The sequence below is a fragment of the Kitasatospora sp. NPDC092948 genome, from assembly GCF_044754805.1.
Lineage (GTDB): Bacteria > Actinomycetota > Actinomycetes > Streptomycetales > Streptomycetaceae > Kitasatospora.
On sequence record NZ_JBIVPU010000005.1, the window covers coordinates 289,917 to 315,479 of the forward strand.

Sequence of the window (25,563 nt, forward strand, 5' to 3'; positions counted from 1 at the left end):
CCGGAGCCGCCCGTCCCGACGTTCCGTCAGTCCCGCACCACCCACCAACTGCTGTCCCCGGACACGTCCTCGCACGCGTAGCCGTGCTCCGGGTCCTGGTCGCCGTACCGCTCGGCGGCCTCCTGGCAGGCCCCCTCCTCCTGGAAGCCGTGGCCGCCCTCACCCCCGTCCCACAGGCACTGCCCGGCCTCGGCCTGCTCCACCGGCCCGGCCTTGCACTCCGCCGCGTGCGCGACGGTCGGCGCGGCCACCGTCCCGACCGGGCCGAACACCGCCATCGCCAGCACGCCCAGGACCAGGGTGATCCGTCTCATTATCGCCGCCTCTCAGAAGGGGGTAGTACTCCCCTATCGGCAGCCCCCTCTCCCGAGTCGACCCCTGCGCCCCTCAGCGCCCCTCGCCCGCCGCTCGCGCCCGGCAGGTGGTGCGCCCGGCACCCGTACGCGTCACCCCATGGCCAGCTGCCACTTGACCTCTCCGTCGTGCCACTCGCCGGTGGGAGCGAGTCCGGCGGCGCCGGCCACAGCGGCGGATGCCGCGTGGTCGGGGTGGATGTGGGCGATGACCGTGTGCACCGAGTGCTGCCGGAGCCAGGCGACGAGGCCGCGGGCCGCCTCGGTGGCGATGCCGCGGCCCTGCCAGGGTGTGCCCACCACCCAGGCGATCTCGGCGGCGGCTCCGTGGTCGTCCCGGGTGATCGTGGCTTGCACCGTGCCGGTCAGGCGGGCGGTGTCGTCGTGCCGGATCACCCAGTTGCACCAGGACTCGGCGGGATCGGGCGAGCCGGCCGCCCAGCGTTCGTAGCGGGCGCGCAGGGCCTGGACGCTGTCCGGGACACCGCCGGTGAAGGCGTGCAGGCCCGGGTCGGACAGCACGGCCGCCATCTCTTCCGCATGCTCGACCCGCAGGGGCAGCAGGGTCAGCCGCTCCGTGTGGACGGTCCCGGGCTCGAACACGGCCATGCTGCCTCCTCGTCGGAATGTTCGACGAGTATGCCGTGCGCGCGGCCCTGCGGTTGCCGCGGGTCGGGCGTCGGGCGGCGGCTGGGAGGCGGGCTTCGGGCATCGGGCCGCGGCTGGGAGGCGGGCTTCGGGCGTCAGGCCGGGCGGCGGGCCGGACCGCGGGTGTCAGGCCGCTCCGCGGGCAGCGGCGTAGTCCGGCAGTTCGACGTCGCCCGCCTTGGCGACCTGGGCCTCCATCAGGGTGCGCAGCGGTCGGCGGGTCATCCAGCGCATGGACGCGGCGCGCAGCGCGATCATCGTGCGGCCGTTGGGGGCGTAGCCCGCCATGCCGCCCGGGGGGAGGTCCTGGGCCTTGGCCGCGTAGGGCTTCATCCGGTCCTGGAAGCGGGCGAAGGCGGTGGTGAAGTCGCCTTGGGCGGTGGCGAGTTCACCGGCCAGTAGGTAGGCGCCGACCAGCGCGAGGCTGGTGCCGAGGCCGGTGAGGGGGGTGGGGCAGCAGGCGGCGTCGCCGATCAGGGCGATGCGGCCTCGGGTGTAGCGGTCGAGGCGGACCTGGCCGAGGTGTTCGAGGAAGAAGTCGTCGGCCTCGGCCATCGCGGTGAGCAGCCGGTCGACCTCCCAGCCGGCTCCGGCGAACCGGTCGGTGAGCAGGCGTTGCTGGGCGGCGCGGTCGTGGCGGTCGTAGCGGAGGGGGTCGGAGCGGAAGCTGAGTCCGGCCTTGACCTCGCCGGGCGCCCGGCCGGGGCGGGCCATCGCCACCCGGCCGCCGGGGGCGTTGTACATCAGGAACCAGTCGTCGAGTTCGAGGTCGAGGCGGGCGGTGAACCAGGCGGTGTAGCCGCCGATGGGGACGAAGTGCTCGCTCTCGGGGCCGAAGGCGAGGCGGCGGACGGTGGAGTGCAGGCCGTCCGCGCCGACCACCAGGTCGAAGCGGCGGGGCGGGGCGTTCTCGAAGACGACGTGCACGCCGTCGGCGTCCTGCCGGAGGGCGGTGATGGTGTCGTCGAAGAGGTATTCGACGTCGTCGGCGGTGGCCCGGTACAGCACCCCGGCGAGGTCGTCGCGGAGGATTTCGAGGTCGGAGACGATGCCTTCGCCGCCGAAGGCCTCGGTGGGCAGTCGGGCGATGCGCTTGCCGTTCCGGTCGATCAGGGCGAGGCCGCGCTGGTCGACGGCGATCTGCCGGGCCTGGTCGAGCAGGCCCATCCGGTCGATGACGGTGCGTCCGGCGCCGCGCAGGTCGACGGCCTGTCCGCCCGGCCGGGGCGCGGGGGCGCGCTCCACGACGACGGGACGGAAGCCGGCCTTGCGTAGCCAGTACGCCAGCGTGGGTCCGGCTATGCCGCCGCCGGAGACGAGGATGTCCGCGTTCTTCATGACACGGAACGTACGGCGTACGCACGACGCCAAGCAAGCAGATCTGCTGGGGATTTGAGATTGCTGCACTAGTGCACTAGTACGCCCCGGAGCAGCCGGAACCCTGGTACGGTGCCGAGGCGGGCAGCTGGCGCGGGCCGACTGGTGCACTAGTGCGGAGGTGGAGCGGGTGGACCGCTACGAAGAGATCGCGGACGAACTGCGGCAGCGCATCGAGCGCGGCGAGCTGCGGCCCGGCGACCGGGTGCCCTCCACCCGGGAGATCACCCGCCGATGGAACGTGGCGATGGCCACCGCCACCAAGGTGCTGGCGGAGCTGCGCGGCCAGGGCCTGGTCCGGGCGGTCCCCGGCGTCGGAACGGTGGTCGCCGAGGCCGCCGCACCCGCCAGGCCCCCGGCCCGGCCGGCCGCCGGCGAGCGGCAGATCCCTCACCGGTTCGCCGTGGAGGGCGGCCTGACGACGGATCGGATCCTCGCCGCAGCGGTGGCGATCGCCGACGCGGAGGGCCTGGAGGCGCTGTCGATGCGCCGGGTCGCGGCCGAGCTGGACGCCGCCACCATGTCGCTGTATCGGCACGTGCCGGACAAGGACGGCCTGCTGCACCTGATGATGGATCAGGTCTTCGCCGACGTCTCGTTCTCCGCCGCCGACACCGCCCTGCCCTGGCGGGCCCGGCTGGAACTGGCCGCCCACCTGCTCTGGGACCTGTTCCGGGCGCACCCCTGGCTGGCGTCCGCGCTGTCGGTGACCCGCCCCCAACCGCTCGCCAACGCGCTGCCGTTCGGCGAGTGGATGCTGTCCACCCTGGTCGCCGAGGGCCTGGACGTGGCCACGGTGTTCACCGCGTACCTGACGCTGTTCAACTACGTCCGCGGCACCGCGCTCAACCTGGAGATGGAGGCGGCGGCCGAGGCCGCCACCGGGCAGGACGCCGAGGCCTGGATGGACCAGCAGGAGCCGCAGTTCATGGCGCTGGTCACCGAACACCCCACCTTCCTCCGGCTCACCCGGGAGGGCTACGACTTCGACCTCGACCAGCTCTTCGAGTTCGGCCTGCACCGCCTGCTGGACGGCATCGCGATGCTGATCGGCCCGGCGGCTCAGCCCAGCAGTTCGGCCAGGTCGTAGGAGACCGGCTCCTCCAACTGCTCGTACGTGCAGCTCTCCGGCGTGCGGTCCGGCCGCCAGCGCTTGAACCGGGTGGTGTGCCGGAACCGGGTGCCCTCCATGTGGTCGTAGCCGACCTCGGCCACCAGCTCGGGGCGCAGCGGCACCCAGGACAGGTCCTTCTTGCCGGTCCAGCGGCTGACCGCGCCGGGCAGCCGGTCCTTGGCCTGGGCTTGTTCGTCCGCCCAGGCCGCCCACGGATGGCCCGTCAGGTCGTCGCCGTCGAGCCGCAATGGGGCGAGCGCCTCGACGAGTTCGCGGCGGGTCGCCATCGCGAAGGACGCGCTGACGCCGACGTGCTGGAGGCGGCCCTCGGGGTCGTACAGGCCGAGCAGCAGCGAGCCGACCACGGGGCCGCTCTTGTGTTCGCGGTAGCCGGCCACCACGCAGTCGGCGGTGCGGGCGTGCTTGACCTTGAACATGGTGCGCTCGCCGGGCCGGTAGGGGGCGTCGAGCGGTTTGGCGACCACGCCGTCCAGGCCGGCTCCCTCGAAGCGGGAGAACCAGGTGCGGGCGGTGTCGAGGTCGGTGGTGGCGGGGGCGAGGTGCACGGGCGGGGCGGCGTCCGCGAGCAACTGGGCGAGTTCGGCGCGGCGTTCGACCAGCGGGCGGGCGGTCAGGTCGTCGTCGTCCAGGGCGAGCAGGTCGAAGGCGACCAGCGAGGCCGGGGTGCGTTCGGCGAGGGTCCGGACCCGGGACGCGGCGGGGTGGATGCGTTCGAGCAGCTCCTCGAAGTGCAGCCGTCCGTCGTGCGCGACGACGATCTCGCCGTCCACCACGCACCGCTCGGGCAGCTGCGCGCGGACGGCCTCCACCACCTCGGGGAAGTACCTGGTCAGCGGCTTGCCGGTGCGTGAGCCGAGTTCGATCTCGTCGCCGTCGCGGAACACGATCGCCCGGAAGCCGTCCCACTTCGCCTCGTACTGCATGCCGGGCGGGATCGCGTCCACGGCCTTGGCGAGCATCGGCGAGACCGGCGGCATCACGGGTAGCTGCATGCCTCCGATGGTCGCTGGCCCCCGGCCCGACCCACGGCGTGTCGGGCCCGCCCGGCGTGTCGGGCCTGCCCGGGCACGTCGCCGACCTGGCACAACGCCACGCCCGGGGTGGACGCAAACGCGCGGCGGGCGGGCGGCCCGCGCCTAGCGTGGAGCGCATGCCTTCTGCTGTGGAACTGGAGGTCGGCGGCCGGACGGTGCGGCTGACCAACCCGGACAAGGTGTACTACCCGGAGCCCGGGTACACGAAGCGGGACGTCGCCGAGTACTACCTGGCCGTCGCCGCGGGGGCGTTGCGCGGTCTGCGCGACCGGCCGACCACGCTGCAGCGCTTCCCGGACGGCGTGGACGGCGAGTTCTTCTACCAGAAGCGCGCGCCGAAGGGCCTGCCGGAGTGGCTGCCGACCGCGCGGATCGCCTTCCCGTCCGGCCGCAGCGCGGACGAGATCTGCCCGACCGAGGAGGCCGCCGTGCTGTGGGCGGCGAACCTCGGCTGTCTGACCTTCCATCCGTGGCCGGTGCGCCGCGAGGACACCGAGCACCCCGACGAGCTGCGCATCGACCTCGACCCGCAGCCCGGCACCGACTTCACCGACGCGGTCCGCGCCGCGCTCCAACTGCGGCCGCTGCTGGAGGAGTTCGGCCTGACCGGCTGGCCGAAGACGTCCGGCGGCCGGGGCCTGCACGTGTACGTGCCGATCGAGCCGCGCTGGACGTTCACCGAGTGCCGGCACGCCGTCATCGCACTCGGCCGCGAACTGGAGCACCGCACCGGCGGCGAAGTCACCACCAAGTGGTGGAAGGAGGAGCGCGGCGAGCGGATCTTCGTCGACTACAACCAGATGGCCCGCGACCGCACCATCGCCTCCCCGTACTCGCTGCGCCCCCGCCCGCAGGCCACCGCCTCCGCGCCGCTGCGCTGGGACGAGGTCGAGCGGGTCTCCCCCGCCGACTTCACCCTGCGCACCCTGCCCGAGCGGTTCGCCGAACTCGGCGACGTGCACGCCGGGATGGACGATCGACGCCACTCCCTGGAGCAGGTGCTGGAGCTGTACGCGCACCAGGACGCGGGTGACCTGCCCTACCCGCCGGACCACCCGAAGATGCCGGGCGAGCCGCGCCGGGTGCAGCCCAGCCGGGCGAAGAAGGGCTGAGCCGACCGGCGGAGCCGAAATTCGATCGGCCGGACCGTCCGGACGCGCTAGCATCCCACCTCGTACAGACGTTCGAATGGGCGAGGCAGAGGGAGCTGAGGAACAGTGCGGACCGCGACGGTGACGCCCGAGGGCGATCGGATGCGCTGGGTGGAGTTCGAGGGAGCGGAGCCGGCCCGGGTCTACGTGCACGGGCTGGGGTCCAGCGCCCCGGCGTACTTCGCGGCCGCGGCCGTCCACCCGCTGCTGGCCGGACGCCGCTCGCTGCTGGTGGACCTGCTGGGCCACGGCCTCAGCGACCGGCCGACCGGCTTCGACTACAGCCTGGAGTCCCACGCCGACGCCCTGGCCGCCGCGCTGACGGCGGCAAGGGTGTCGGGGGCCGAGGTGATCGCGCACAGCATGGGCGGTTCGGTGGCGGTGGTCCTCGCCGACCGGCATCCGCACCTGGTGTCCCGGCTGGTGGTGGTCGACGCCAACCTCGATCCGACCCCGCCGCGCCCCGGGTGGCCCGGCAGCGTCGGCATCGCCGCGTACACCGAGGAGGAGTTCCTGGCCGGCGGCTGGGCCGAGTTCGCGGAGCTGGTGGGGCCGCACTGGTGGTCCACGATGCGGCTGACCGGCCGGGAGGCGCTGTACCGCAGCGCCGTCCACAGCGCGGGCAACACCTCGCCGACGGTGCGGGAGCGGCTCGGCACACTGTCCGTGCCCCGCACGTTCCTGTTCCCGGAGGCCGACGGCCCGCTGCCGGGCGCGGACGCCCTGACCGCCGCCGGGGTGTCCGTGGTGGCCGTCCCCGACTGCGCGCACAACATCATGCTCGACAACCCGGAGGGCTTCGCCCGGGCCGCCGCCGCGGCGCTCGCGGAGTAGCCCGGACGGTCGCGGCGCCGCCGCCCGGGCCGACCGCGCACCTGGCGGCGGGCCCGAACGGCGGCGCGTCCTGGCCGCCTACCGGTTGATGCAGGTGTTCCCGAACGCGGGGTTGGCGAGGCCGATGATGTCGATCGAGTTGCCGCAGACGTTGAGGTCGAGGTCGATGGGGACCTGGATCTGGTTGCCGGAGAGGACGCCCGGCGAGTTGGCGGCGACGCCTTCCGCGACGGCGTCGGCGGCGGCGGAGCCGGCGCCGACGAGCAGACAGGCCACGGCCAGACCGGAGGCGGCGAGGGACGTGCGAATACGCATGGAAAACTCCTGGAGTGATGATCGGACAATCTGACCCGATCTCACCTGCCGGAGCGGGCCGAACCTCCGCATTGAACGGTTCGTGGGCGTGTCCGCCGCCCCTGCTCCGAACGGGGCCCCGGCGGCCGAACCGGGCTCACCGCCGAACCGGGCACGACAGCCGAGCCGGGCTCACCGCCGAACGGTCGAGCCACGCCCGCGCCGACGCCAACCGGTCCGGCAGTCGGCGGAGTTGGCCGGATCCGCCGAGGGTAGCGTGACGGCATGACGGAGAACCTGCTGATCGACGCCGCCGGCATCCGACTGACCGGCCTGCTCGCCGGCCCCACGGACGGCCCCCCGCTGGTACTGCTGCACGGACTCGGCCTGGGGGCCGCCGACTTCGCCGACGTGCTGCCCCAACTGGCCGCCGACCGACGGGTGTTGGCACTCGACCTGCGCGGCCACGGCGGCAGCGGACGGTCGGACGCGTACACGCTGGAACTGCTGCGCGACGACGTGCTCGCCGCGCTGGACGCGCTCGGGCTGAAGCGGGTGGACCTGCTCGGCCACTCGATGGGTGGCGTCGTCGCCTATCTGCTGGCGGGCCGACACCCGGAGCGCGTACGGCGGTTGGTGCTGGAGGACGTGCCCGCCCCGCACCCGCGCGAGGAGGAGCCGGCGGTCCGACCGGACGGCCCGCTCGCCTTCGACTGGGAGTTGGTGGCGCCGCTGCGCCGCCAGCTGTACGGCCCGCCCGCCGAGTGGGCCGCCGCGCTGGCCGCCGTGACCGCCCCGACCCTGGTGATCGCGGGCGGCCCGACCAGCCACCTGCCGCAGGACCGGGTCGCCGAACTGGCCCGCACCGTCCCCGACGGCCGCCTGCACACCGTCCCGGTCGGCCACCTGGTGCACGAGGCGGCCCCGGCGGAGTTCACCCGCCTGGTGCTCGACTTCCTCTCCGAGCAGCCGAACTGACGGATCGTCAGAATGCCTGCCGGGCGCGGCCGGTGAGAGCGAAGCGGGGCTCACCGGTCCGGCCGGTCCCCGTCAGCTCCGCAGGAACTCCCGGTTGAGCCGGGCGATCCCGGTCAGCGGGATGCCCTTGGGGCAGGCGGTGGCGCACTCGCCGGTGTTGGTGCAGCCGCCGAAGCCCTCGGCGTCCATCGCGCCCACCAGGTTCCGCACCCGGGAGGCGCGTTCGGGCGCGCCCTGCGGGAGGACGTTGAGGTGGACGACCTTGGCGGCGGTGAACAGCATCGCCGAGCCGTTGGGGCAGGCGGCGACGCAGGCCCCGCAGCCGATGCACTCGGCGTGCTCGAAGGCGAGGTCGGCGGCCTCCTTGGGGACGGCGGTGGCGTGCGCCTCGGGGGCGGCGCCGGTGGGTGCGGTGATGTAGCCGCCGGAGCCGATGATCCGGTCGAGGGCGGAGCGGTCGACCACCAGGTCACGCACCACGGGGAAGGCGCCGGCCCGCCAGGGTTCGACGTCGATGGTGTCGCCGTCGTTGAAGTGCCGCATGTGCAGCTGGCAGGTGGTGGTCCGTTCGGGGCCGTGGGCCTGGCCGTTGATGACCATGCCGCAGGCGCCGCAGATGCCTTCGCGGCAGTCGTGGTCGAAGGCGACGGGTCGTTCGCCGCGCAGGATGAGTTCCTCGTTGAGGGTGTCCAGCATCTCGAGGAACGACATGTCCTCGCTGATGCCGGAGACCTGGTAGACCGTCATCTCGCCCGGGGTGTCCGGGCCCTGCTGGCGCCAGATGCGCAGGGTGAGGTTCACGCGTAGCTCCGCTGGGTGGGGTGGACGTGCTCGAAGACGAGCTCTTCCTTGTGCAGGACGGGTGCGTCGCCGGTGAACTCCCAGGCGGCGGCGTAGCTGAACTCCTCGTCCCGGCGGGCGGCTTCGCCGTCGGGGGTGGCGGACTCGGTGCGGAAGTGGCCGCCGCACGATTCGCTGCGGTGCAGCGCGTCCAGGCACATCAGTTCGGCGAGTTCGAAGTAGTCGACCAGCCGATTGGCCTTCTCCAGCGCCTGGTTGAGCTCGGCGCCGGTGCCGGGGACCTTGATCCGCCGCCAGAACTCCTCGCGCAGTTCCGGGATCCGGGCGAGCGCCCGCCGCAGGCCGGCCTCGTCGCGGGCCATTCCGCAGTTGTCCCAGAGCAGTTCGCCGAGTTCGCGGTGGAAGGAGTCGGGGGTGCGGTCGCCGTCCACCGAGAGGATCAGGTTGAGGCGGTCGGTCACCTCGGCCTCCACCTCGGCGAGTTGGGGGTGGTCGTCGGGCACGGGGGCCAGCGGGGTGCGGCCCAGGTAGTCGTTGAGGGTGGGCGGCAGCACGAAGTAGCCGTCGGCGAGGCCCTGCATCAGCGCGCTCGCGCCGAGCCGGTTGGCGCCGTGGTCGGAGAAGTTGGCCTCGCCGATCGCGAACAGGCCGGGGACGGTGGTCTGCAGGTCGTAGTCGACCCACAGCCCGCCCATCGTGTAGTGGATCGCCGGGTAGATCCGCATCGGCACGCGGTACGGGTCCTCGGCGGTGATCCGCTCGTACATCTCGAACAGGTTGCCGTACTTGGCCTCGACGGCGGCCCGGCCGAGCCTGGCGATGGCGTCGGCGAAGTCCAGGTACACGCCCTGCCCGCCGGGGCCGACGCCGCGGCCCTCGTCGCAGACCACCTTGGCGGCCCGGGAGGCGATGTCGCGGGGCACCAGGTTGCCGAACGCCGGGTAGATCCGCTCCAGGTAGTAGTCCCGCTCCTCCTCGGGGATCTGCGCGGGCGGGCGGGTGTCGCCCTTCGCCTTCGGCACCCAGATCCGGCCGTCGTTGCGCAGCGACTCGCTCATCAGGGTCAGCTTGGACTGGTGGTCGCCGGAGCGCGGGATGCAGGTCGGGTGGATCTGCGTGAAGCACGGGTTGGCGAAGTACGCGCCGCGCCGGTGCGCCCGCCAAATGGCCGTCGCGTTGGAGTTCTTGGCGTTCGTCGACAGGTAGAACACGTTCCCGTAGCCGCCGGTGGCGAGCACCACGGCGTCCGCCAGGTGGGTGCGGATCTCGCCGGTGACCAGGTCGCGGGCGACGATGCCGCGGGCCCGGCCGTCGATCACGACCAGGTCGAGCATCTCGGTGCGGGCGTGCAACTCGACGTTCCCGGCGGCGATCTGCCGGGACAGCGCCTGGTAGGCGCCGAGCAGCAGCTGCTGGCCGGTCTGGCCGCGGGCGTAGAAGGTGCGGGACACCTGGACGCCGCCGAACGAGCGGGTGTCCAGCAGGCCGCCGTACTCGCGGGCGAACGGCACGCCCTGCGCCACGCACTGGTCGATGATCTCCACCGAGACCTCCGCCAGGCGGTGCACGTTGGACTCGCGGGCGCGGAAGTCGCCGCCCTTGACGGTGTCGTAGAACAGCCGGCGGATCGAATCGCCGTCGTTGCGGTAGTTCTTCGCGGCGTTGATGCCGCCCTGGGCGGCGATCGAGTGAGCACGCCGCGGGGAGTCCTGGAAGCAGAACTGGACCACGTGGTAGCCCTGTTCGGCCAGGGTGGCGCCGGCCGCGCCGCCGGCCAGGCCGGTGCCGACCACGATCACGGTGTGCTTGCGGCGGTTGGCCGGGTTGACCAGCTTGGCCTCGAACCGCCGCTGGTCCCAGCGCTGTTCGATCGGCCCGGCCGGGGCCCGGGTGTCGGCGACCGGCGCGCCGACGGTGTAGTCGAGGTAGCTCATCGGGGCTTCTCCGGTGGGGAGTCGGCTGGTCATCGGACGAGTCCGGCCATGACGGACACGGGAACGGACAGGAAGCCGGCCGTCAGCAGCAGCGCCAGCGTGTTCGCGGCGAGCTTCAGCGCCCGGTCGCGGCGCGGATTGTTGACGCCGAGGGTCTGCGCGGCGCTCCAGAAGCCGTGCCGGACGTGCAGCCCGAGCGCCAGCATCGCCACGCAGTAGATCCCGCCGCCGTACCAGGTGGAGAACGAGGCCACGATGTTCTGGTACGGGTGCCCCTCCTCCGCGGCCGGGTTCACCGTCAACGTGGTCAGGTCGAGGATGTGCCAGACGATGAACAGGCCGAGGATCACCCCGCCCCAGCGCATCGTCCGGGTCGCGTACGTGCTCTGCCGGCGGCGGTGCGCGTACTGCTGCGGGCGGGCCTTCAGGTCGCGGCGGCTCAGCTGGTACGCGGCGACGCCGTGCGCGACCACGGCCGCCAGCAGGACGGGCCGGGCGATCCAGAGGAACCAGCCGTAGTGCAGCAGCGGCTGGCCGATGGTGCGCAGCCAGTGCGCGTAGCCGTTGATGTCGTCCGGGCCGAAGAACACCTTGAGGTTGCCGAGCATGTGGGCCACCAGGTAGGCGAGCATCACCAGCCCGCTGACGGCCATCACCGCCTTCTTCCCGACGGAGCTGCGCCACAGCGCCACCACCTTGGACGGCGGTCGACCGGCGGTGGGGGGCTCGGGAGACCGGTTCACCCGGTTTGTCCGGGTAGCAGAAGCCATGGGCATGACCGTAGGCCCGGCACGCAACAGCTGTCCAAGACATGAAAGCGCTGCCGACGATAGGAGATGCCTATGATGGCTGGTGTGCAGTTGCAGCAGCTCGCCTACTTCGTCGCGGTCGCCGACGCCCGGCACTTCACCCGGGCCGCCGAGCTGACGCATGTGTCGCAGCCGTCCCTCTCGCAACAAATCCGGTCGCTGGAACGGGACTTGGGCGCGGAGCTGTTCCACCGCTCGCGTTCCGGCACCTCACTGACCGACGCCGGGCAGGCCCTGCTGCCACTGGCCCGGCGCATCCTGGCCGACGCGGAGAGCGCCCGGCGGGCCGTCGCCGAGACGGTCCAGCTGCGCCGGGGCCGGGTCCGGTTCGGGGCGCCGCCGTCGCTCTGCGCCAGCCTGGTGCCCGAGGTGCTGCGCGCCTACCGGGCCCTGCATCCCGGCGTCGACCTGCGGCTGACCGAGGACGGCTCGCGCGACCTGGTCCGAGACCTGGAGGCCGGCGAGCTCGACCTCGCGCTGATCATCGCCGCGCCGTCCGCCGCGCCCGCCGGCCTGTCCGTCACACCGCTGCTGCACGAGGACCTGGTGCTGGTCTCCGCCGAGCCGCTCCCCCACCGCCGGGCCCGGATCACCGACCTGCGCGGCCAGGGCCTGGTGATGTTCCGGGAGGGCTACGACGTCCGCGAGACCACCCTCGCCGCCTGCCGCGCCGCCGGCTTCGACCCCTCCTACGCCGTCGAGGGCGGCGAGATGGACGCCGTCCTGGCCGCCGTCCGGGCCGGCCTCGGCCCCGCCGTCGTCCCCGGCATGGTCGCCGCCCGCTCCGGCCTGCACGCCGCGCCCTTCGCCCCACCCGGCCTGGGCCGCACCATCGCCCTCGCACACGGCCGCGACCTCCCCCTCACCCGCGCCGCCACCGCCTTCCGCGGCACCCTCCTCGCCTACCTCCTCGACGCCGACCGCACCGGCTCCCTCCCCCCGGGCACCCTCCTCCTCCCGCCGGACTGATCCCGCCCACCCTCCTCGGGGCGGCGGCTGCGCCCGGGGCGCTACCCGCACTCGCGCAGGCCGGAGGCCGGGTTGCTCGCCACGTTCAGGTCCACCGCCGCGACGTTGCCCTTGCAGTCCTGGCCCGGGAACTGCGTCCAGTACCAGATGTCCCCGCCGCCCGGCTGGGCCTTGCCGGGCCCCCAGCACAGGAACCGGACGGTCTCACCGGCGGCGAGCCTGCGGGCATGACCGCCGGGACGCCGTCGACACTGTCCGGACGACCGGGCACCACCGGGGCACCGGCTCGGGGCCCGTGTGTGAGCAGCCGATCCCCGGGCCACCCGTCGATCGGTCAAGACCGCTTGCCTGCACGCCACTTGTCGGGCCGGCCGATGAGGAGGCGGAGCAAGGATCAAGATCCACAGCCGGAGTACTAGGGTGGGTGCACGGAACATCGTGACGACGAGAGGTGGTCCGGATGTCCGGCACTGTCATGGCGGTCAGCAGCAACGGCGCGTACTCGTTCAGCAAGCCCAACCGGGACGCCATCCGGCTGTTGGAGGGTCTCGGCGTCGAGGGGGACGTGCACGCGGGTGTCACCGTCAAGCACCGCTCGCGGGTCGCGCAGGATCCGACCGTGCCGAACCTCCGTCAGGTGCACCTGATCCACGCCGAGTTGTTCGACCGGCTGGCCGAGGCCGGATTCGCCGTCGCTCCGGGCGAGTTGGGCGAGAACGTCACCACCTCCGGACTGGACCTGCTCGGCCTGCCGGTCGGCGCCCTGCTGCACCTCGGCGAGGAGGCGGTGGTGGAGGTCACCGGGCTGCGCAACCCGTGCGCGCAGATCGACAACTTCCGGCACGGGCTGCTCAAGCAGGTGGTGAAGCGGGACGAGAACGGCGCGATCGTCCGGCTGGCGGGCATCATGGGCGTCGTCCGCGCGGGCGGCGAGGTCCGGTCGGGAGACTCCATCACTGTCACGCTGCCGGACGGGCCGCACCGGCCGCTGGACCGGGTCTGACGGTCAGGATCGTCCCGGTCACATCAGCCGCCCGGTTGCCCCGGGGCGCGTTGCCGCCACTCGGTCGTGACGCCCGGATTCGGCTCCCCCGAGGGTCGACCGCGCCCCGCCGGAGGCCCGGAACCGGGTCTCCGCCTCGCGGTGGGCGAACATTTCCCCGAGGGTGACCGAACTCGGCGCATCACCGCGCTCGCGCCGCGCCTGCGCGAGGCCTTCGGCGAGCAATCCCGACTCGCCACGCCTCCCGGCCCTGCCCATTTCGCCCGCGAAATCCGCCCGCCCGGCGCGGCCCGCCCCGCCCGTTCCCCGCCCGCTCTCCCGAACGGGCCTCGCCTGCACCGGAATTCGGCCCGACCTCCCGACTCCCCCAGGTCCGGGCATTGCCGAGGCCAAGACTTCTTGCGGTCGGGCAAGCTTCCGGTATACGTTGGCGCATCGGACAACTTCCTTTTCCCGCCGCTTTACTGATGACTCGTCAAATAGGGTCACCCTCGGCCGGGTCCGCATTCTCCCTTGCCATTCCCCCGCCATTCCCTTGCCGTTCGACGCGGACATGTCGCAGGGGCTTGCGGCGGTTCTAGCGTCCTGCCGCCGAGCCGAATCCTGCCGCGACACCACACCCCTTCGGTGCCGCCGGCTGTCCCCCCGTCAACCCGGCTCGGTGGGAGGAAACGCGATGAACCGCAAGACCGCTCTGGCGGCAGCTGTTGCGGCGGCCCTCACCCTGGGCACCGCCGTGATGGCGAGTTCGCAGAACGTCGCACTGGCGAGCAGCACCAGGCAGGTCGGTGCCGGGTTCCAGGCGATGAGCACCACGGGCCGGCTGGCCGCGCTCGACCAGGCCGGCAAGGAGGCCGCGGCGACGGCCAAGGCGCTGGGCCTCGGCCCGGACGAACGCCTGCTCCCGAAGGACGTGCTGGTCGACAACGACGGTGCGCGGCACGTCCGTTACGACCGCACCTACCGCGGGCTGCCGGTGGTCGGCGGCGACCTCGTCGTGCACCGCGCGAAGAACGGAAAGATCACCTCCACCACCTGGGCCCACCAGGGCGCGATCAAGGTCGCCGGGGTGACGCCCGCGCTCTCCACGCAGGACGCGTCGAAGGCCGCCGAGCGCGGCGCCAAGCACGTCAAGCAGGCTCGCACCACCAACCTGGACACCAGCAACCTGGTGGTCTGGGCGGCCGGCAAGGTCCCGGTGCTGGCGTACCGCAGCACCGTCACCGGCGCGGGCGAGGCCGGCTCGCACTCCCAGGAAGCCGTCCTGCTCGACGCCAACACGGGTTCGGTGCTCGACAGTTACCAGCTCGAAGAGGGCATCTCCGGCAGCGGCGACGGCGTCAACGTCGGCCAGGTCACCCTGGAGACCAGCCAGGACGGCAGCGGCAACTACACGCTGACCGACGCGCTGCACGGCTCGACCATCGTCTACGACTCCAACAACAGCCCGCAGTCGAACCCGGCGCAGAACGCCCAGACCTTCAGCAACTCCACCGACAACTGGGGCGACGGCACCACCGCCAGCCGCGAGAGCGCCGCCGTGGACGCCTCGTTCGGCCTGGCGAAGACCTGGGACTTCTACAAGAACACCTTCAACCGCAGCGGCATCCGCAACGACGGCCGCGGCGCCCCGGCGTACGTGCACGTCGACAACCAGCTGCTGAACGCCTTCTACGACGACTCCTGCTTCTGCATGTCGTTCGGCGACGGCTCCTCGCAGAACAACAACACACCGCTGACCTCGCTCGACGTCTCGGGCCACGAGATGACGCACGGCGTCACCGCCGCCACCGCGAACCTCAACTACTCGGGCGAGTCCGGCGGCCTGAACGAGTCGACGTCCGACATCTTCGGCACCATGGTGGAGTTCTACGCCAACGACCCGGCCAACCCCGGGAACTACTACATCGGCGAGAAGCTCAACATGGGCAACGGCTACCTGCGCCGGATGGACGACCCGACGCTGGACGGCAGCTCGCTGGGCTGCTACAGCAGCAACGCGGGCTCGGTGGACGTGCACTACTCGTCCGGCATCGGCAACCACTTCTTCTACCTGACCTCCGAGGGCACCGGTGCCAAGACCATCGGCGGCCTCCCGCACAACGGCACCACGTGCAACGGCGACACCTTCAGCGGCATCGGCAAGGACAAGGCGGCGGCGATCTGGTACCGCGCCCTGACCACCTACATGACGTCCACCACCGACTACAACGCCGCCCGCACCGCGACCCTGCAGGCCGCCGCCGACCTGTACGGCGCCAACTCGCAGGAGCAGTACATCGTCTCCAAGGCGTGGGCCGCCGTCTCCCTCGGCACCGCCCTGCCCAACCCGGGCGGCGGCACCCCGACCCCCAGCTCGTCCCCGACCAGCTCACCCAGCAGCACGCCGACCGGCAATCCCGGCGGCGGCAACGCGCTGGTCAACGGCGGTTTCGAGCAGGGCGCGACCGGCTGGACGCAGAGCGCCAACGACATCACCAACTCCACCCAGCAGGCCCCGCACGGCGGCTCCTGGTACGCCTGGATGATGGGCTACGGGTACGCCGCGAGCGAGACCCTCGCCCAGAACAACATCGCCGTCCCGTCCAGCGGCAGCCCGAAGCTCACCTTCTGGCTGAAGGTCACCACCCAGGAGACCGGCACCACCCCGTACGACACCCTGAAGGTCAACGTCAACGGCACCACCCTGGCCACGTACTCCAACGCCAACGCCAGCGCCGGCTACGTCCAGAAGACCGTCGACCTCAGCGCCTACCGCGGCCAGACCGTCAACCTCCAGTTCGCCGGCCAGGAGGACGCCTCACTGCCGACCGTCTTCCTGCTCGACGACGTCAACGTCGGCTGACGTTCCGTCCCCGCCGCCCGGCCGTGAGAGTGCTCCGCTCTCACGGCCGGGCCGTGTCGTTGCCGCCGCCCGGGCGGGACCAGCCGCGCCGCTCACCCTCGTCGATCAGCTGCCGCCCGGCCTCCCAGAGCGCCGCCGACGCGTCGCCGATCACTGCCTTGCGGGCCCGGACGTCGTCCGCCGTCACCCCGGGCGTGCGCCAAGTCCCGCCGTGTGCCATCCAGTTGAGCAGCAGCGGCTGCAACCGGTCCATCGCCTTCGCGAACCGTGCCTCCGGAGTGCGACGCTCCTCGAACTCGTCCCACAGCTCCCGCATCCGCAGCGCCTGGTCCTGCGGCAGCAGTCCGAACAGCTCGTCCGCGGCCACCGACTCGCGCTCCGCCTGGTCGACGCCCGCCGCGGTGTCGTACAACGGCGTGTCCCCCGCGTAGATCTCCACCAGGTCGTGCAGCAGCACGAGTTGGACGGTGTGCCCGACCTCGATCGGCTCGTCGGCGTGCTCGGCGAGGACGGTGACCATCATCGCCAGGTGCCAGGAGTGCTCGGCGTCGTTCTCCCGTCGGTCGGCGGCCGCCAGGGGCGACTGCCGCAGGATCGTCTTGAGCCGGTCGATCTCGACCAGGAAGGTGAGTTGGGCGCGCAGGCGTTCGTCGATGCCGTCGGCGGGGAAGGGCGTGCGGTCCACCAGCAGGGGGCGGGGTTCGTCGCTCATGCGGCTCATCGTGCCACGGTCGCCACCGCCCGGACGGGCACACGGCGACGCCCGGCGGGTGGGGCTCCCGCCGGGCGCCGGGCTTGCAGGGTCAGCCGTTCTGCCAGGTGGCGCCGGCGCCGGTGAAGGAGCCGGAGACGCCGGTGTCGTCGGACCACACAAAGAAGTCGGCGTGCGAGACCCCGTCGGAGCTGACAGTGGAACTCGCGTCGCCGAGACCGGAGCCGTCCCCGTTCGCAACGAACTGGCCCTTGCCCCAGGACGCGTCCAGCCCCTCCTGAGCCGCGGCCAGCCCCGCGCAGCCGAGCACGAGGGGGGCGGCGAGGGCGCTGACGGCCAGGGCACGCTTGAGAGCACGCATGAAAGATCTCCTCCGAGTGGTTTCGCTTGGCGGCGGGGGCACGATGACGCTCCCGCCGATCATCAGACAGCCACGAAATATGACGGCCCGCAAAGCGGCCGTGCGGCCATCCGGTCCTGACGGATCGTCAGGATTCCCCGTGGCGACCGGGCGGGCGCGGGGCGAAGGTTCACTCCTGACGGGTCGCCCGGGCGGCCCCGAACCGTTGTCGGGGCCCGCTCCTACGATCACCGCATGTCTGATGCCTTCACAGTTCTGTGGACCCATGCCCGGTGCCGCGCGCTGCGCGAGGCGGGCTGCGTGGGCCGGCGGCCGCCCGTCGCCTTCGGCGGGGTCCACACGTCCCTGCCGGCCTGGTCGGGCGCCCGGGCCGGCGACGACGTGTACGCGCTGCACGTGAACCGGTGCGAGGTCTTCGTGGTGAGCCGGATGCGCGTGCTGGACCTGGAACGCGGCGACTGCTGCGGCACCGCCCCCGTGACCTGCCACGACCCGGCCCACCCCGGCCACGACGAGTGGTGGATGCTCGGCACCGACGGCTGCGGCGCAACGCCCATTCACGTGGACGCCACGCCCGTCACCTTCGACACGCCGATCCCGGGCAACCTCCTGGAACGGCTCACCTGGCGCAACCGCCGCAACCGGACCCGAGTCCTGAAGCACGTGGTGGACGGCCGCCTCGAACAGTCCATCAGCCTCCAGGGCTTCTACCGCCTGACCCCGGAGTCGGCCGACGAACTGGCGGACCTGGTCGACTCCGCCGCCGGCTGACGCCGACCGACGACGACCGACGACCGACGACCGACCATGTCTCTGCCGCGATCGTCCGTCCTGGCGGCGTCGTTGACCGACCGTCACCCGGCGTCGTCCCAGGTGGCGCGCCGCGCCGGGTCCCCACCCCCGATTGGTGCGGGCGCAGAGCATCACTATGCTCTGGGCACCATTCATCGGATCTTCACAAGGGGAGTCTCCATGGACCGACGCGGCCTGCTCAAGGCCACCGGCACCGCTCTCGGCGTGCTCGGCGGCGCCCAGTTGATCGGGGCTCAGTCCGCGCAGGCTGCGGCGGCCGGGCCGGTGGTGAGCGTGCGGGACTTCGGGGCGGTCGGCGACGGCAGTGCGGACGACACGTCGGCGTTCCAGCAGGCGTTCGCCGCGGGGGCGGGGGCGACGGTGCTGATTCCGCCGGGCGTGTACCTGCTGACGAAGGGGATGCTGCTGGCGGCGGGCACCACGGTGAGCGCGTACGGGGCGCGGATCGTCCGCAACTCGGCGGCGTGTTCGGCGCTGGTGCACAACGTCAACGGCAACATCCAGGTCCCGGGGTACTCCGGGCCGGGCGGGCTCACCGTGCTGGGCGGGACGTGGGACATGGCGGGGGCCGTGTACACCCGGCAGACCGACGCCATGGCCTTCGCGCACGCCCGGGACATCCTGGTTCGGGACTGCACGATCGTCAACGTGCCGTCGGCGCACGCGATCGAGCTGAACGCGGTGCGTGGTGTGCGGGTGGTCGACTGTGTCTTCGAGGGGCTGAACACGGCGATCGAGAAGGACAAGGAGGCGGTGCAGATCACCAGCGCGACCTCCGCGGCGAACCTGCCCGCGCCGCCGTACGACAACACGTCGTGCGCCGACGTCCTGATCTCCGGCTGCACGCTGCGGGCCACCGGGACGGCCGGCTACGACAACTTCGGCTCGCTGTGCGGCGATCACGGCGGCGCGGTGGGAGCCGTGCACAGCGGTGTCCGGGTGGTCGACAACCGGATCGAGGCGGCCACCGCGGAGGCCATCCGGGTCTCGGACTGGTCGCGGGCCGTCATCACGGGGAACGTCATCGAGTCGGCGCGCAACGCGGGCATCGACGTGCGGTCGAAGAGCCCGGGCAGCCCGAACGCGCTGGCGAGCATCCTGATCCAGGGCAACACCATCGACGGCGTCGGCAACGCCGACTGCCTGAGCGGCGGCATCACCGTCTCCGGAAAGGCGACGGGGCCGATCACCGGCCTGGTGGTCAGCGGCAACGTGGTGACGGGCACCCAGGGCGAGCACGGCGTCTACATCGGCTACGCGCCGCAGGCCGTGGTCAGCGGCAACTCGATACCGGGCACCCTGCGCAACGGCAAGGCCAGCAACTGCCAGGCGATCCAGCTGGACTACTCGCCGAACAGTGTCCTCACCAACAACGCGGCGTCCGGCATCGGCGGTGACGGTCTGTTCGTGAACTTCAGCGACGGCACCCTGGTGAGCGGCAACCGGGTGGCCGGGTGCGCAACGCACGGCCTGATGGCCAGCTCGAACGACCTGGTGGTCCGCAACAACCTGTTCTCCGGGCTGAACACCGACGGTGCGGCGGACAAGTACGGCATCCGGATCGGCAACAACGCCAAGAACGTGTCGATCCAGGGCAACCTGGTCCGGCGCAGCGGCGGGGCGGCCGACGCGTCGGCGGCCGTCGGCGTGATGGCGGGCAGTGGCGGTACCTGGATCACCGGCAACGATCTGCGCGGCTGGGGCACGGCGGCCGTCCTCGACCAGGGCTCGGGCACCGTCGCCGGCACCGGCAACCTGTCCTGACGGACCGTCCGGCCGCCTGTCCCCACGGACTGCCGGGCAACCTGTCCCCACGGACTGCCTGGCAACCCGTCCTGACGGACCGTCCGGCAGTCTGTCCCCACGGACTGCCTGATCGCCCGTCCTGACGGGTCGTCCGGTCGCCGGGAGCCGCGCGCGCCCGGTGGCCGGCCGCGTCAGTCCTGGTATCTCGCCAGTTCGGCCCGTCCGCGGACGCCGTACTGCCGGAACAGTCGGGTCAGGTTGGCCTCCACGGCCTTGACCGACAGGTGCAGCGTCGCCGCGATCTCCCGGTTCGTGGCGCCGCTGCGGATCAGCCCGAGGATCTGCTGCTGGGTCGGCGTCGGGTCGGCCTCCAGGGCGTCCAGCGAGGCGAGCGCGGTCTCGACGTGCCGCAGCCACGGCAGGCAGCCGGCGGCGGCGTAGCGGGTGTGGGCGTCCTGGAGGGCGGTGCGGGCGGCGGCGCGGCGGCGGGCGCGGCGTTCGAGGGTGCCGAGTGCGAGGTGGGCGCGGGCGAGTTCGAGCGGGTAGGGGTGGGCGGCGGGGAGCAGCGCGCGCAGCGTGTCGGCGGCGCCGCGGGGGTCGGTGAGCGCGGCGAGGTGGGCTTCGGCGCGGTGCAGGCCGAGCAGGACGACGTCGCGGCCGAGTCGGCCGGCGCGGTCGCGGGCGTCGGCGAGGGTGGCGGCGGCGTCGGCGGGGCGGCCGGAGAGGACGAGTGCCTCGGCCAGGTCGGCGTCCACCAGGAAGACGCTGGGGTCGTTGAACTGCATGCGGCGGAGCAGGAGTTGGCAGCGGGTGAGGTGGTGGACGGCCATCGGGAGGTGGCCGAGGAGGAGGGAGGCGCGGCCGCGCAGTCCGTGGGCGTAGGCGAGCCATTCGTGGTCGTGGTCGTCCTCCGCGGCGCGGATCGCGGAGTCGAGGAGTTGGGCGGCGCGGTCGGCGGTGCCGCCGTTGAGTTCGGCGGCGCCGCCGAGGACCCGGGCGGGGCCGGGGGTGGGTTCGATGCGTTCGCGCAGGTCGTGGGCGGCGCGGCCGGCGGCGTAGGCCTCGGTGCAGCGGCCGGCGCGTTCGAACACGGAGGCGGCGATGTAGAGGACGGTGGCGAGGTCCTCGGTGCGGCCGGCGGCTTCGGTCTCGGTGCGCAGGGTTTCGACCTCGGCGAGGGCGCGGGGGGTGTCGCCGCTGCGCAGGGCGGCGACGGCGAGGCCTTCGCGGCACAGCACGGCGGCGGCGGTGGGGGGCCGGCCGGCGGCGAGGCGGCAGCCGCGTTCGAGCAGGGCGAGGCCGTGGGCGGGGTCGGTGAGCAGGGTGATGGGGGCGCGCAGGGCGAGGAGTTCGACGAGCAGGTCGGGGTTGTCGGCGTGGTCGGCGTGCTTCTCGGCGGTTTCGAGTTCGACGAATCCTTCGGCCCGGTCGCCGCGGTGCAGGGCGCGCACGGCGCGTTCCTGGTGGACGGCGGCGATGAGGGCGGGGTGGCCGCCGGTGTCGTCGGCGGCGGCGTCGAGCAGGGGTTCGGCGTCGGGGTGGTCGGGGCCGAGCAGCCGGGCGAGCAGCAGGCGGGCGTGGACGCGCAGGTCGGCGGCGGGGGCGGCGAGCAGGGCTCCGGCGCAGGCGCGGGCGAGGTCGGGCAGGCCGGCGGCGGCGGCGTTGCGGGCGGCGGCGAGCAGGCGGCGTCCGGCGGTGTCGGGGTCGGGGGTGTGGTGGGCGGCGTGGCGGAGGAGTTCGGCGGCGGTGCCGGGGGCGCCGCGGGTGAGGGCGGTGTCGGCGGCGCGGGTGAGCCGGGAGGCGAGCTGCGGGTCGGGGTGTTCGGCGGCGAGGGCCTGGTGGCGGACCTGTTCGACCGGGTCGACGGCGAGTGCGGCGAGCAGCCGGTGGGCGTCGCGCAGGGCGTCGGGGGTGGCGTCGGCGAGGACCACTTCGGCGATCAGCGGGTGGCTGAACTGGGTTGTGCCGCTGGGGGTTTGACGGACGATGCCGTGGCGGCGGGCGGCGGCGAGGGGCTCGGTGACGCCGGCGGGCAGGCCGGTGCCGGGGCGGGCGGCGGCGAGCACGGTGAGGGCGGTGCGGGCGGAGTCGGGAAGTTCGGTGAGGCGGGCGGAGACCAGGGCGCGCAGCCGGTGCGGGACGTCGAGCGGGCGGGCGGGGTCGGTGGCGAGTGCGCTCTCGCTGCCGCCGGCGGCCAGGGAGCGGCCCAACTCCAGGGCGTAGTAGGGGTTTCCGCCGCTGACGGCGTGCACGCGGCTGAGTGTGAGGCCGCTGAGGCGCAGGCCGAGGCGTTCGCGCAGCAGGGCGCCGGTGCCGCGTTCGCCGAGCGGTCCGACGGGGAGGTCGCGGGCGGCGGGCGGGCAGAGCGCGGCCATGGTGGGGGCGGCGTCGGCGTGTTCGGTCCGTTCGGTGACGGCGAAGCGGACCCGGCGGTCGGTGAGGCGGCGGGCGGCGAACGCGATGACCTGGCGGCTGGCCGCGTCGAGCCACTGGGTGTCGTCGAGCAGGACGAGCACGGGGCCGCGCTGGGCGAGTCGGCGCAGGGTCTCCAGGACGGCGACCCGGACGGCCAACGGGTCGGTGGCGGCGCCGGGTTGGGGTGCGCGGTGGAGCAGGGCGCATTCGAGGGCCTGGCGCAGGTGGCTGGGGAGTTCCTCGGCGAGCGCGGGAAGGGTCTCGCCGAGGAGGTCGATCAGCGCGAGGTGCGGCAGGTCCGCCTCGGCCGCGGTGGGGCTGCTGCGCAGGACCGACTCCCCTGCCGCGTCGGCGTCCTGGGCGAGTGCGTCGAGCAGTGCGGTCTTGCCGATGCCGGCCGGGCCGTGGAGCAGGACGCCGCCGGCGGCGGCGAGGGTGGCACGGATGTCGGCGAGCAGGTGCGCACGGTCGACGAGTGCGGACTCGGCCGGACCTGCCGTGGTGCTGGCGGGTCCGGCCGGGCCGGGAAGAATGCCGGTCATGGCGGTCAGTGTGCCGCCTTCGACGGGCTTGCGCGAGGGTGTCACATGAACACGACACCCTCACGACTGTTCGTTAAGTCCCCTTTAAGCCTGGCTGATCGGGCGGTGCCGGTCAGCCGATGGAGACGTCGTCGAGCAGGAAGACGGTGGGGAGGTACGCGTCCTCCTGGCCGGCGAACTGGAGGTTGACGGTCTGGCCGCGGTAGGCGCTGAGGTCGACGGTCTTCTGGACGTAGCCGGCGCTGGCGTTGGCGTTGGAGTACGTGGCCAGGGTGGTGCCGTTGACGTTGACCTTCAGGGTGTCGTACGGGGTGGTGCCGGTCTCCTGGGTGGTGACCTTCAGCCAGAAGGTGAGCTTCGGGCTGCCCGTGGCGGGCACCGAGATGTTGTTCTGCGACAGCGTCTCGCTGGCGGTGGAGCCGTAGCCCATCATCCAGGCGTACCAGGAACCGCCGTGCGGGGTCTGCTGGTTGGAGTTGGTGATGTCGTTGGCGCTCTGCGTCCAGCCGGTCGCGCCCTGCTCGAAGTCGCCGTTGACGAGGGCGTTTCCGGGGTTGGGGTTGCCGGTGGGCGAGCCGGTCGGGGACGGGCTCGGGCTGGAGGTGCTGCCGCCCGGGTCCGGCAGGGCGGTGCCGAGCGAGACGGCGGCCCACGCCTTGGAGACGATGTACCGCTCCTGCGAGTTGGCGCCGTACAGGTCGGCGGCGGCCTGCAGGGTCGCGGTGCGCGCCGAGGAGTAGTTGGTGGTGGAGGTCATGTAGGTGGTCAGGGCGCGGTACCAGATCGCCGCGGCCTTGTCCTTGCCGATGCCGTTGAAGGTGTCGCCGTTGCAGGGCGTGCCGTTGTGCGGGAGGCCGCCGATGGTCTTGGCGCCGGTGCCTTCGGCGGTCAGGTAGAAGAAGTGGTTGGCGATGCCGGACGAGTAGTGCACGTCGACCTGGCCGGCCCGGCTGCTGTAGCAGCCCAGCGAGCTGCCGTCGGCGGCCGGGTTGTCCATCCGGCGCAGGTAGCCGTTGCCCATGTGGAGCTTCTCGCCGATGTAGTAGTCACCGGGGTCGGTGGAGTTGTTGGCGTAGAACTCGACCATGGTGCCGAAGATGTCCGAGGTGGCCTCGTTGAGGCCGCCGGACTCGCCGGAGTAGTTCAGGTTGGCGGTGGCGGCGGTGACGCCGTGGCTCATCTCGTGGCCGGAGACGTCGAGCGCGGTGAGCGGCGTGTTGCCGTTCTGCGAGGAGCCGTCGCCGAACGACATGCAGAAGCAGGAGTCGTCGTAGAAGGCGTTCAGCAGCTGGTTGTCGACGTGGACGTAGGCCGGGGCGCCGCGGCCGTCGTTGCGGATGCCGCTGCGGTTGAAGGTGTTCTTGTAGAAGTCCCAGGTCTTGGCGAGGCCGTAGGAGGCGTCCACGGCGGCGCTCTCGCGGCTCGAAGTGGAGCCGGTGCCCCAGGAGTTGGTGGACTTGCTGAAGGTCCGGGCGTTCTGCGCGGGGTTGGACTGCGGGCTGTTGTACGAGTCGTAGACGACCGTGGAGCCGTGCAGCGCGTCGGTCAGCGTGTAGCCGCTGCCGCCCTGGCTGGTCTCCAGGGTGACCTGGCCGACGTTGACGCCGTTGCCGGTGCCGGAGATCTCCGGGTTGACCTCGTAGGTGTCGAGGACGGCGCCGCTGGCCGCGTCGACCAGCACGGCCTCGCGGGTGTTGGCGCCGGCCTCGCCCGCGCCGGTGACGGTGCTGCGGTACGCCAGCACCGGGACCTTGCCGACCGCCCAGACCACCAGGTTGCTGGTGTCCAGGTTGGTGGTGCGGGCCTGCTTGACGTGCTTGGCGCCGCGCTCGGCGGCCTTCGACGCGTCCTGCGTGGAGAGCGCGGGCGTCACCCCGGCGACCTTCAGCGCACCGTCGTGCGCCCAGGTGGTGGAGGTGATCTTTCCGTTCTTCGCGCGGTGCACGACCAGGTCGCCGCCGACCACCGGCAGCCCGCGGTAGGTGCGGTCGTACCGCACGTGCCGTGCACCGTCGTTGTCGACCAGCACGTCCTTCGGGAGCAGGCGTTCGTCCGGGCCGAGGCCCAGCGCCTTGGCCGTCGCCGCGGCCTCCTTGCCGGCCTGGTCGAGCGCGGCCGTCCGGCCCGTGGTGCTCATCGCCTGGAACCCGGCGCCGGCCTGCGTGGTGGCGCTGGCCTGCGCGACGTTCTGCGAAGTGGCCATCGCGGCGGTGCCCAGGGTGAGGGCGGCCGCAACAGCTGCCGCCAAGGCGGTCTTGCGGTTCATCGGGTATTCCTCCCACCGAGCCGGGGTTGATGGGGGACGGCCGGTGACACCGATGGGGTGTGGTGTCCCGGCCGGTTTCGGCTCGGCGGCAGGACGCTAGATCCGCGGACGGCCCTTGCGACATGCCCTCGCCGATGCCACAAGGGCCGTGCAAGGGTGATCCTTGCCCATTCGCAGGGCAACCCCTGACGTTCCGATAGGGCCTCCTTTGCCGTGCCGGGTGGGCGACTTGCCCGTCTCTTCGACCGGCCCGGACCGTTCCGGGAACACCCCTTGACGCCACCGCCCGGCGCGGCGGCGGCCCGCGTCCCCACCGGTCGGGGCTCGCGGCGCGCCGGGCCCGGCGGTTCGGGCAGACACCGCATCGGGACTGAGGTAGCGTCAGGCCCCGGTGCGGACTCTGGCGCTCCGTTTCGGTGGGAGGAACCTCGGCCGCGCGGGGTCGCCGGTCCGGCCGACCGTCGCCCCGTTCCCCCGGGCGGGGCGGTAGCCGACAGGAAACGGAGCCGAAATTCCATGCCGAGCGGAGCAAGCAGAAGCGGT

The 25,563-nt window shown here is 72.6% G+C and carries 21 protein-coding genes; 9 read left to right on the forward strand and 12 right to left on the reverse strand.

The window, feature by feature from the left end; all coding sequences use genetic code 11:
* Positions 1 to 26: 26 nt before the first annotated feature.
* From ACIQF6_RS18320 to ACIQF6_RS18330, 3 genes are all read right to left on the reverse strand, one after another.
* Complete coding sequence (locus ACIQF6_RS18320; RefSeq protein WP_400896031.1) at positions 27 to 314, reverse strand: hypothetical protein; 288 nt, start codon at positions 312 to 314, stop codon at positions 27 to 29.
* Between the two features lie 132 nt (positions 315 to 446).
* Positions 447 to 962 (reverse strand): GNAT family N-acetyltransferase, encoded by a 516-nt coding sequence (locus tag ACIQF6_RS18325; protein WP_400896033.1) that lies wholly within the window; start codon positions 960 to 962, stop codon positions 447 to 449.
* 165 nt (positions 963 to 1,127) lie between these two features.
* Complete coding sequence (locus tag ACIQF6_RS18330) at positions 1,128 to 2,339, reverse strand: FAD-dependent monooxygenase (protein ID WP_400896035.1); 1,212 nt, start codon at positions 2,337 to 2,339, stop codon at positions 1,128 to 1,130.
* A 169-nt stretch (positions 2,340 to 2,508) separates the two neighbouring features.
* On the opposite strand from ACIQF6_RS18330, the gene ACIQF6_RS18335 reads away from it, so the two are divergent.
* On the forward strand, positions 2,509 to 3,468 hold the full coding sequence (locus ACIQF6_RS18335; RefSeq protein WP_400896037.1) for a GntR family transcriptional regulator: 960 nt from the start codon (positions 2,509 to 2,511) through the stop codon (positions 3,466 to 3,468).
* Here ACIQF6_RS18335 and ACIQF6_RS18340 read toward each other — a convergent pair.
* Positions 3,441 to 4,505, reverse strand: a complete 1,065-nt coding sequence (locus tag ACIQF6_RS18340) for an ATP-dependent DNA ligase (protein ID WP_400896040.1) — start codon at positions 4,503 to 4,505, stop codon at positions 3,441 to 3,443. The two genes, ACIQF6_RS18335 and ACIQF6_RS18340, sit on opposite strands and share 28 nt — an antisense overlap.
* A gap of 158 nt (positions 4,506 to 4,663) precedes the next feature.
* Between ACIQF6_RS18340 and ligD the strand changes: the two genes are divergently transcribed.
* Positions 4,664 to 5,659, forward strand: coding sequence for a non-homologous end-joining DNA ligase (gene ligD / locus ACIQF6_RS18345; protein ID WP_400896042.1), 996 nt, complete (start codon positions 4,664 to 4,666; stop codon positions 5,657 to 5,659).
* A gap of 105 nt (positions 5,660 to 5,764) precedes the next feature.
* Positions 5,765 to 6,532, forward strand: coding sequence for an alpha/beta fold hydrolase (locus tag ACIQF6_RS18350; RefSeq protein WP_400896044.1), 768 nt, complete (start codon positions 5,765 to 5,767; stop codon positions 6,530 to 6,532).
* Positions 6,533 to 6,610: 78 nt separating this feature from the next.
* Here ACIQF6_RS18350 and ACIQF6_RS18355 read toward each other — a convergent pair whose 3' ends face one another.
* A complete protein-coding gene (locus ACIQF6_RS18355) occupies positions 6,611 to 6,847 on the reverse strand; it encodes a chaplin (protein WP_400896046.1) in 237 nt (78 codons plus the stop codon).
* A gap of 264 nt (positions 6,848 to 7,111) precedes the next feature.
* On the opposite strand from ACIQF6_RS18355, the gene ACIQF6_RS18360 reads away from it, so the two are divergent.
* A complete protein-coding gene (locus tag ACIQF6_RS18360; RefSeq protein ID WP_400896048.1) occupies positions 7,112 to 7,804 on the forward strand; it encodes an alpha/beta fold hydrolase in 693 nt (230 codons plus the stop codon).
* 72 nt (positions 7,805 to 7,876) lie between these two features.
* On the opposite strand, the gene ACIQF6_RS18365 is transcribed toward ACIQF6_RS18360, so the two are convergent.
* Genes ACIQF6_RS18365 through ACIQF6_RS18375 form a run of 3 tightly spaced genes read right to left on the reverse strand, consistent with a single transcriptional unit; the run spans position 7,877 to position 11,309 of the window.
* Positions 7,877 to 8,605 (reverse strand): succinate dehydrogenase/fumarate reductase iron-sulfur subunit, encoded by a 729-nt coding sequence (locus tag ACIQF6_RS18365; protein WP_400896050.1) that lies wholly within the window; start codon positions 8,603 to 8,605, stop codon positions 7,877 to 7,879.
* Positions 8,602 to 10,539, reverse strand: coding sequence for a fumarate reductase/succinate dehydrogenase flavoprotein subunit (locus ACIQF6_RS18370; protein WP_400896407.1), 1,938 nt, complete (start codon positions 10,537 to 10,539; stop codon positions 8,602 to 8,604). The genes ACIQF6_RS18365 and ACIQF6_RS18370 overlap by 4 nt, the downstream gene beginning before the upstream one ends.
* A 29-nt stretch (positions 10,540 to 10,568) precedes the next feature.
* The gene (locus tag ACIQF6_RS18375; protein WP_400896052.1) at positions 10,569 to 11,309 is read right to left on the reverse strand and encodes a succinate dehydrogenase cytochrome b subunit; all 741 of its coding nucleotides are present in this window, start codon (positions 11,307 to 11,309) and stop codon (positions 10,569 to 10,571) included.
* Between the two features lie 84 nt (positions 11,310 to 11,393).
* Between ACIQF6_RS18375 and ACIQF6_RS18380 the strand changes: the two genes are divergently transcribed.
* From ACIQF6_RS18380 to ACIQF6_RS18390, 3 genes are all read left to right on the forward strand, one after another.
* Positions 11,394 to 12,317: a LysR family transcriptional regulator gene (locus ACIQF6_RS18380; RefSeq protein WP_400896054.1), complete on the forward strand. Its 924-nt coding sequence runs from the start codon at positions 11,394 to 11,396 to the stop codon at positions 12,315 to 12,317.
* Between the two features lie 460 nt (positions 12,318 to 12,777).
* On the forward strand, positions 12,778 to 13,320 hold the full coding sequence (locus ACIQF6_RS18385; RefSeq protein WP_400896056.1) for an MOSC domain-containing protein: 543 nt from the start codon (positions 12,778 to 12,780) through the stop codon (positions 13,318 to 13,320).
* A 676-nt stretch (positions 13,321 to 13,996) separates the two neighbouring features.
* A complete protein-coding gene (locus tag ACIQF6_RS18390) occupies positions 13,997 to 16,165 on the forward strand; it encodes a M4 family metallopeptidase (protein WP_400896058.1) in 2,169 nt (722 codons plus the stop codon).
* 40 nt (positions 16,166 to 16,205) lie between these two features.
* Here ACIQF6_RS18390 and ACIQF6_RS18395 read toward each other — a convergent pair whose 3' ends face one another.
* On the reverse strand, positions 16,206 to 16,877 hold the full coding sequence (locus ACIQF6_RS18395; protein WP_400896060.1) for an HD family hydrolase: 672 nt from the start codon (positions 16,875 to 16,877) through the stop codon (positions 16,206 to 16,208).
* Between the two features lie 91 nt (positions 16,878 to 16,968).
* A complete protein-coding gene (locus tag ACIQF6_RS18400; RefSeq protein ID WP_400896062.1) occupies positions 16,969 to 17,238 on the reverse strand; it encodes a hypothetical protein in 270 nt (89 codons plus the stop codon).
* A gap of 234 nt (positions 17,239 to 17,472) precedes the next feature.
* Between ACIQF6_RS18400 and ACIQF6_RS18405 the strand changes: the two genes are divergently transcribed.
* Positions 17,473 to 18,009, forward strand: coding sequence for a hypothetical protein (locus tag ACIQF6_RS18405; RefSeq protein WP_400896064.1), 537 nt, complete (start codon positions 17,473 to 17,475; stop codon positions 18,007 to 18,009).
* A gap of 201 nt (positions 18,010 to 18,210) precedes the next feature.
* Entirely contained in the window at positions 18,211 to 19,815 is a 1,605-nt protein-coding gene (locus ACIQF6_RS18410; RefSeq protein ID WP_400896066.1) for a right-handed parallel beta-helix repeat-containing protein, read from the forward strand.
* A 173-nt stretch (positions 19,816 to 19,988) separates the two neighbouring features.
* Here the strand turns inward: ACIQF6_RS18410 and ACIQF6_RS18415 are convergent, their stop codons facing one another.
* Positions 19,989 to 22,754, reverse strand: coding sequence for an AAA family ATPase (locus tag ACIQF6_RS18415; protein ID WP_400896068.1), 2,766 nt, complete (start codon positions 22,752 to 22,754; stop codon positions 19,989 to 19,991).
* Between the two features lie 112 nt (positions 22,755 to 22,866).
* Entirely contained in the window at positions 22,867 to 25,020 is a 2,154-nt protein-coding gene (locus tag ACIQF6_RS18420; protein ID WP_400896070.1) for a M4 family metallopeptidase, read from the reverse strand.
* Positions 25,021 to 25,563: the final 543 nt, after the last annotated feature.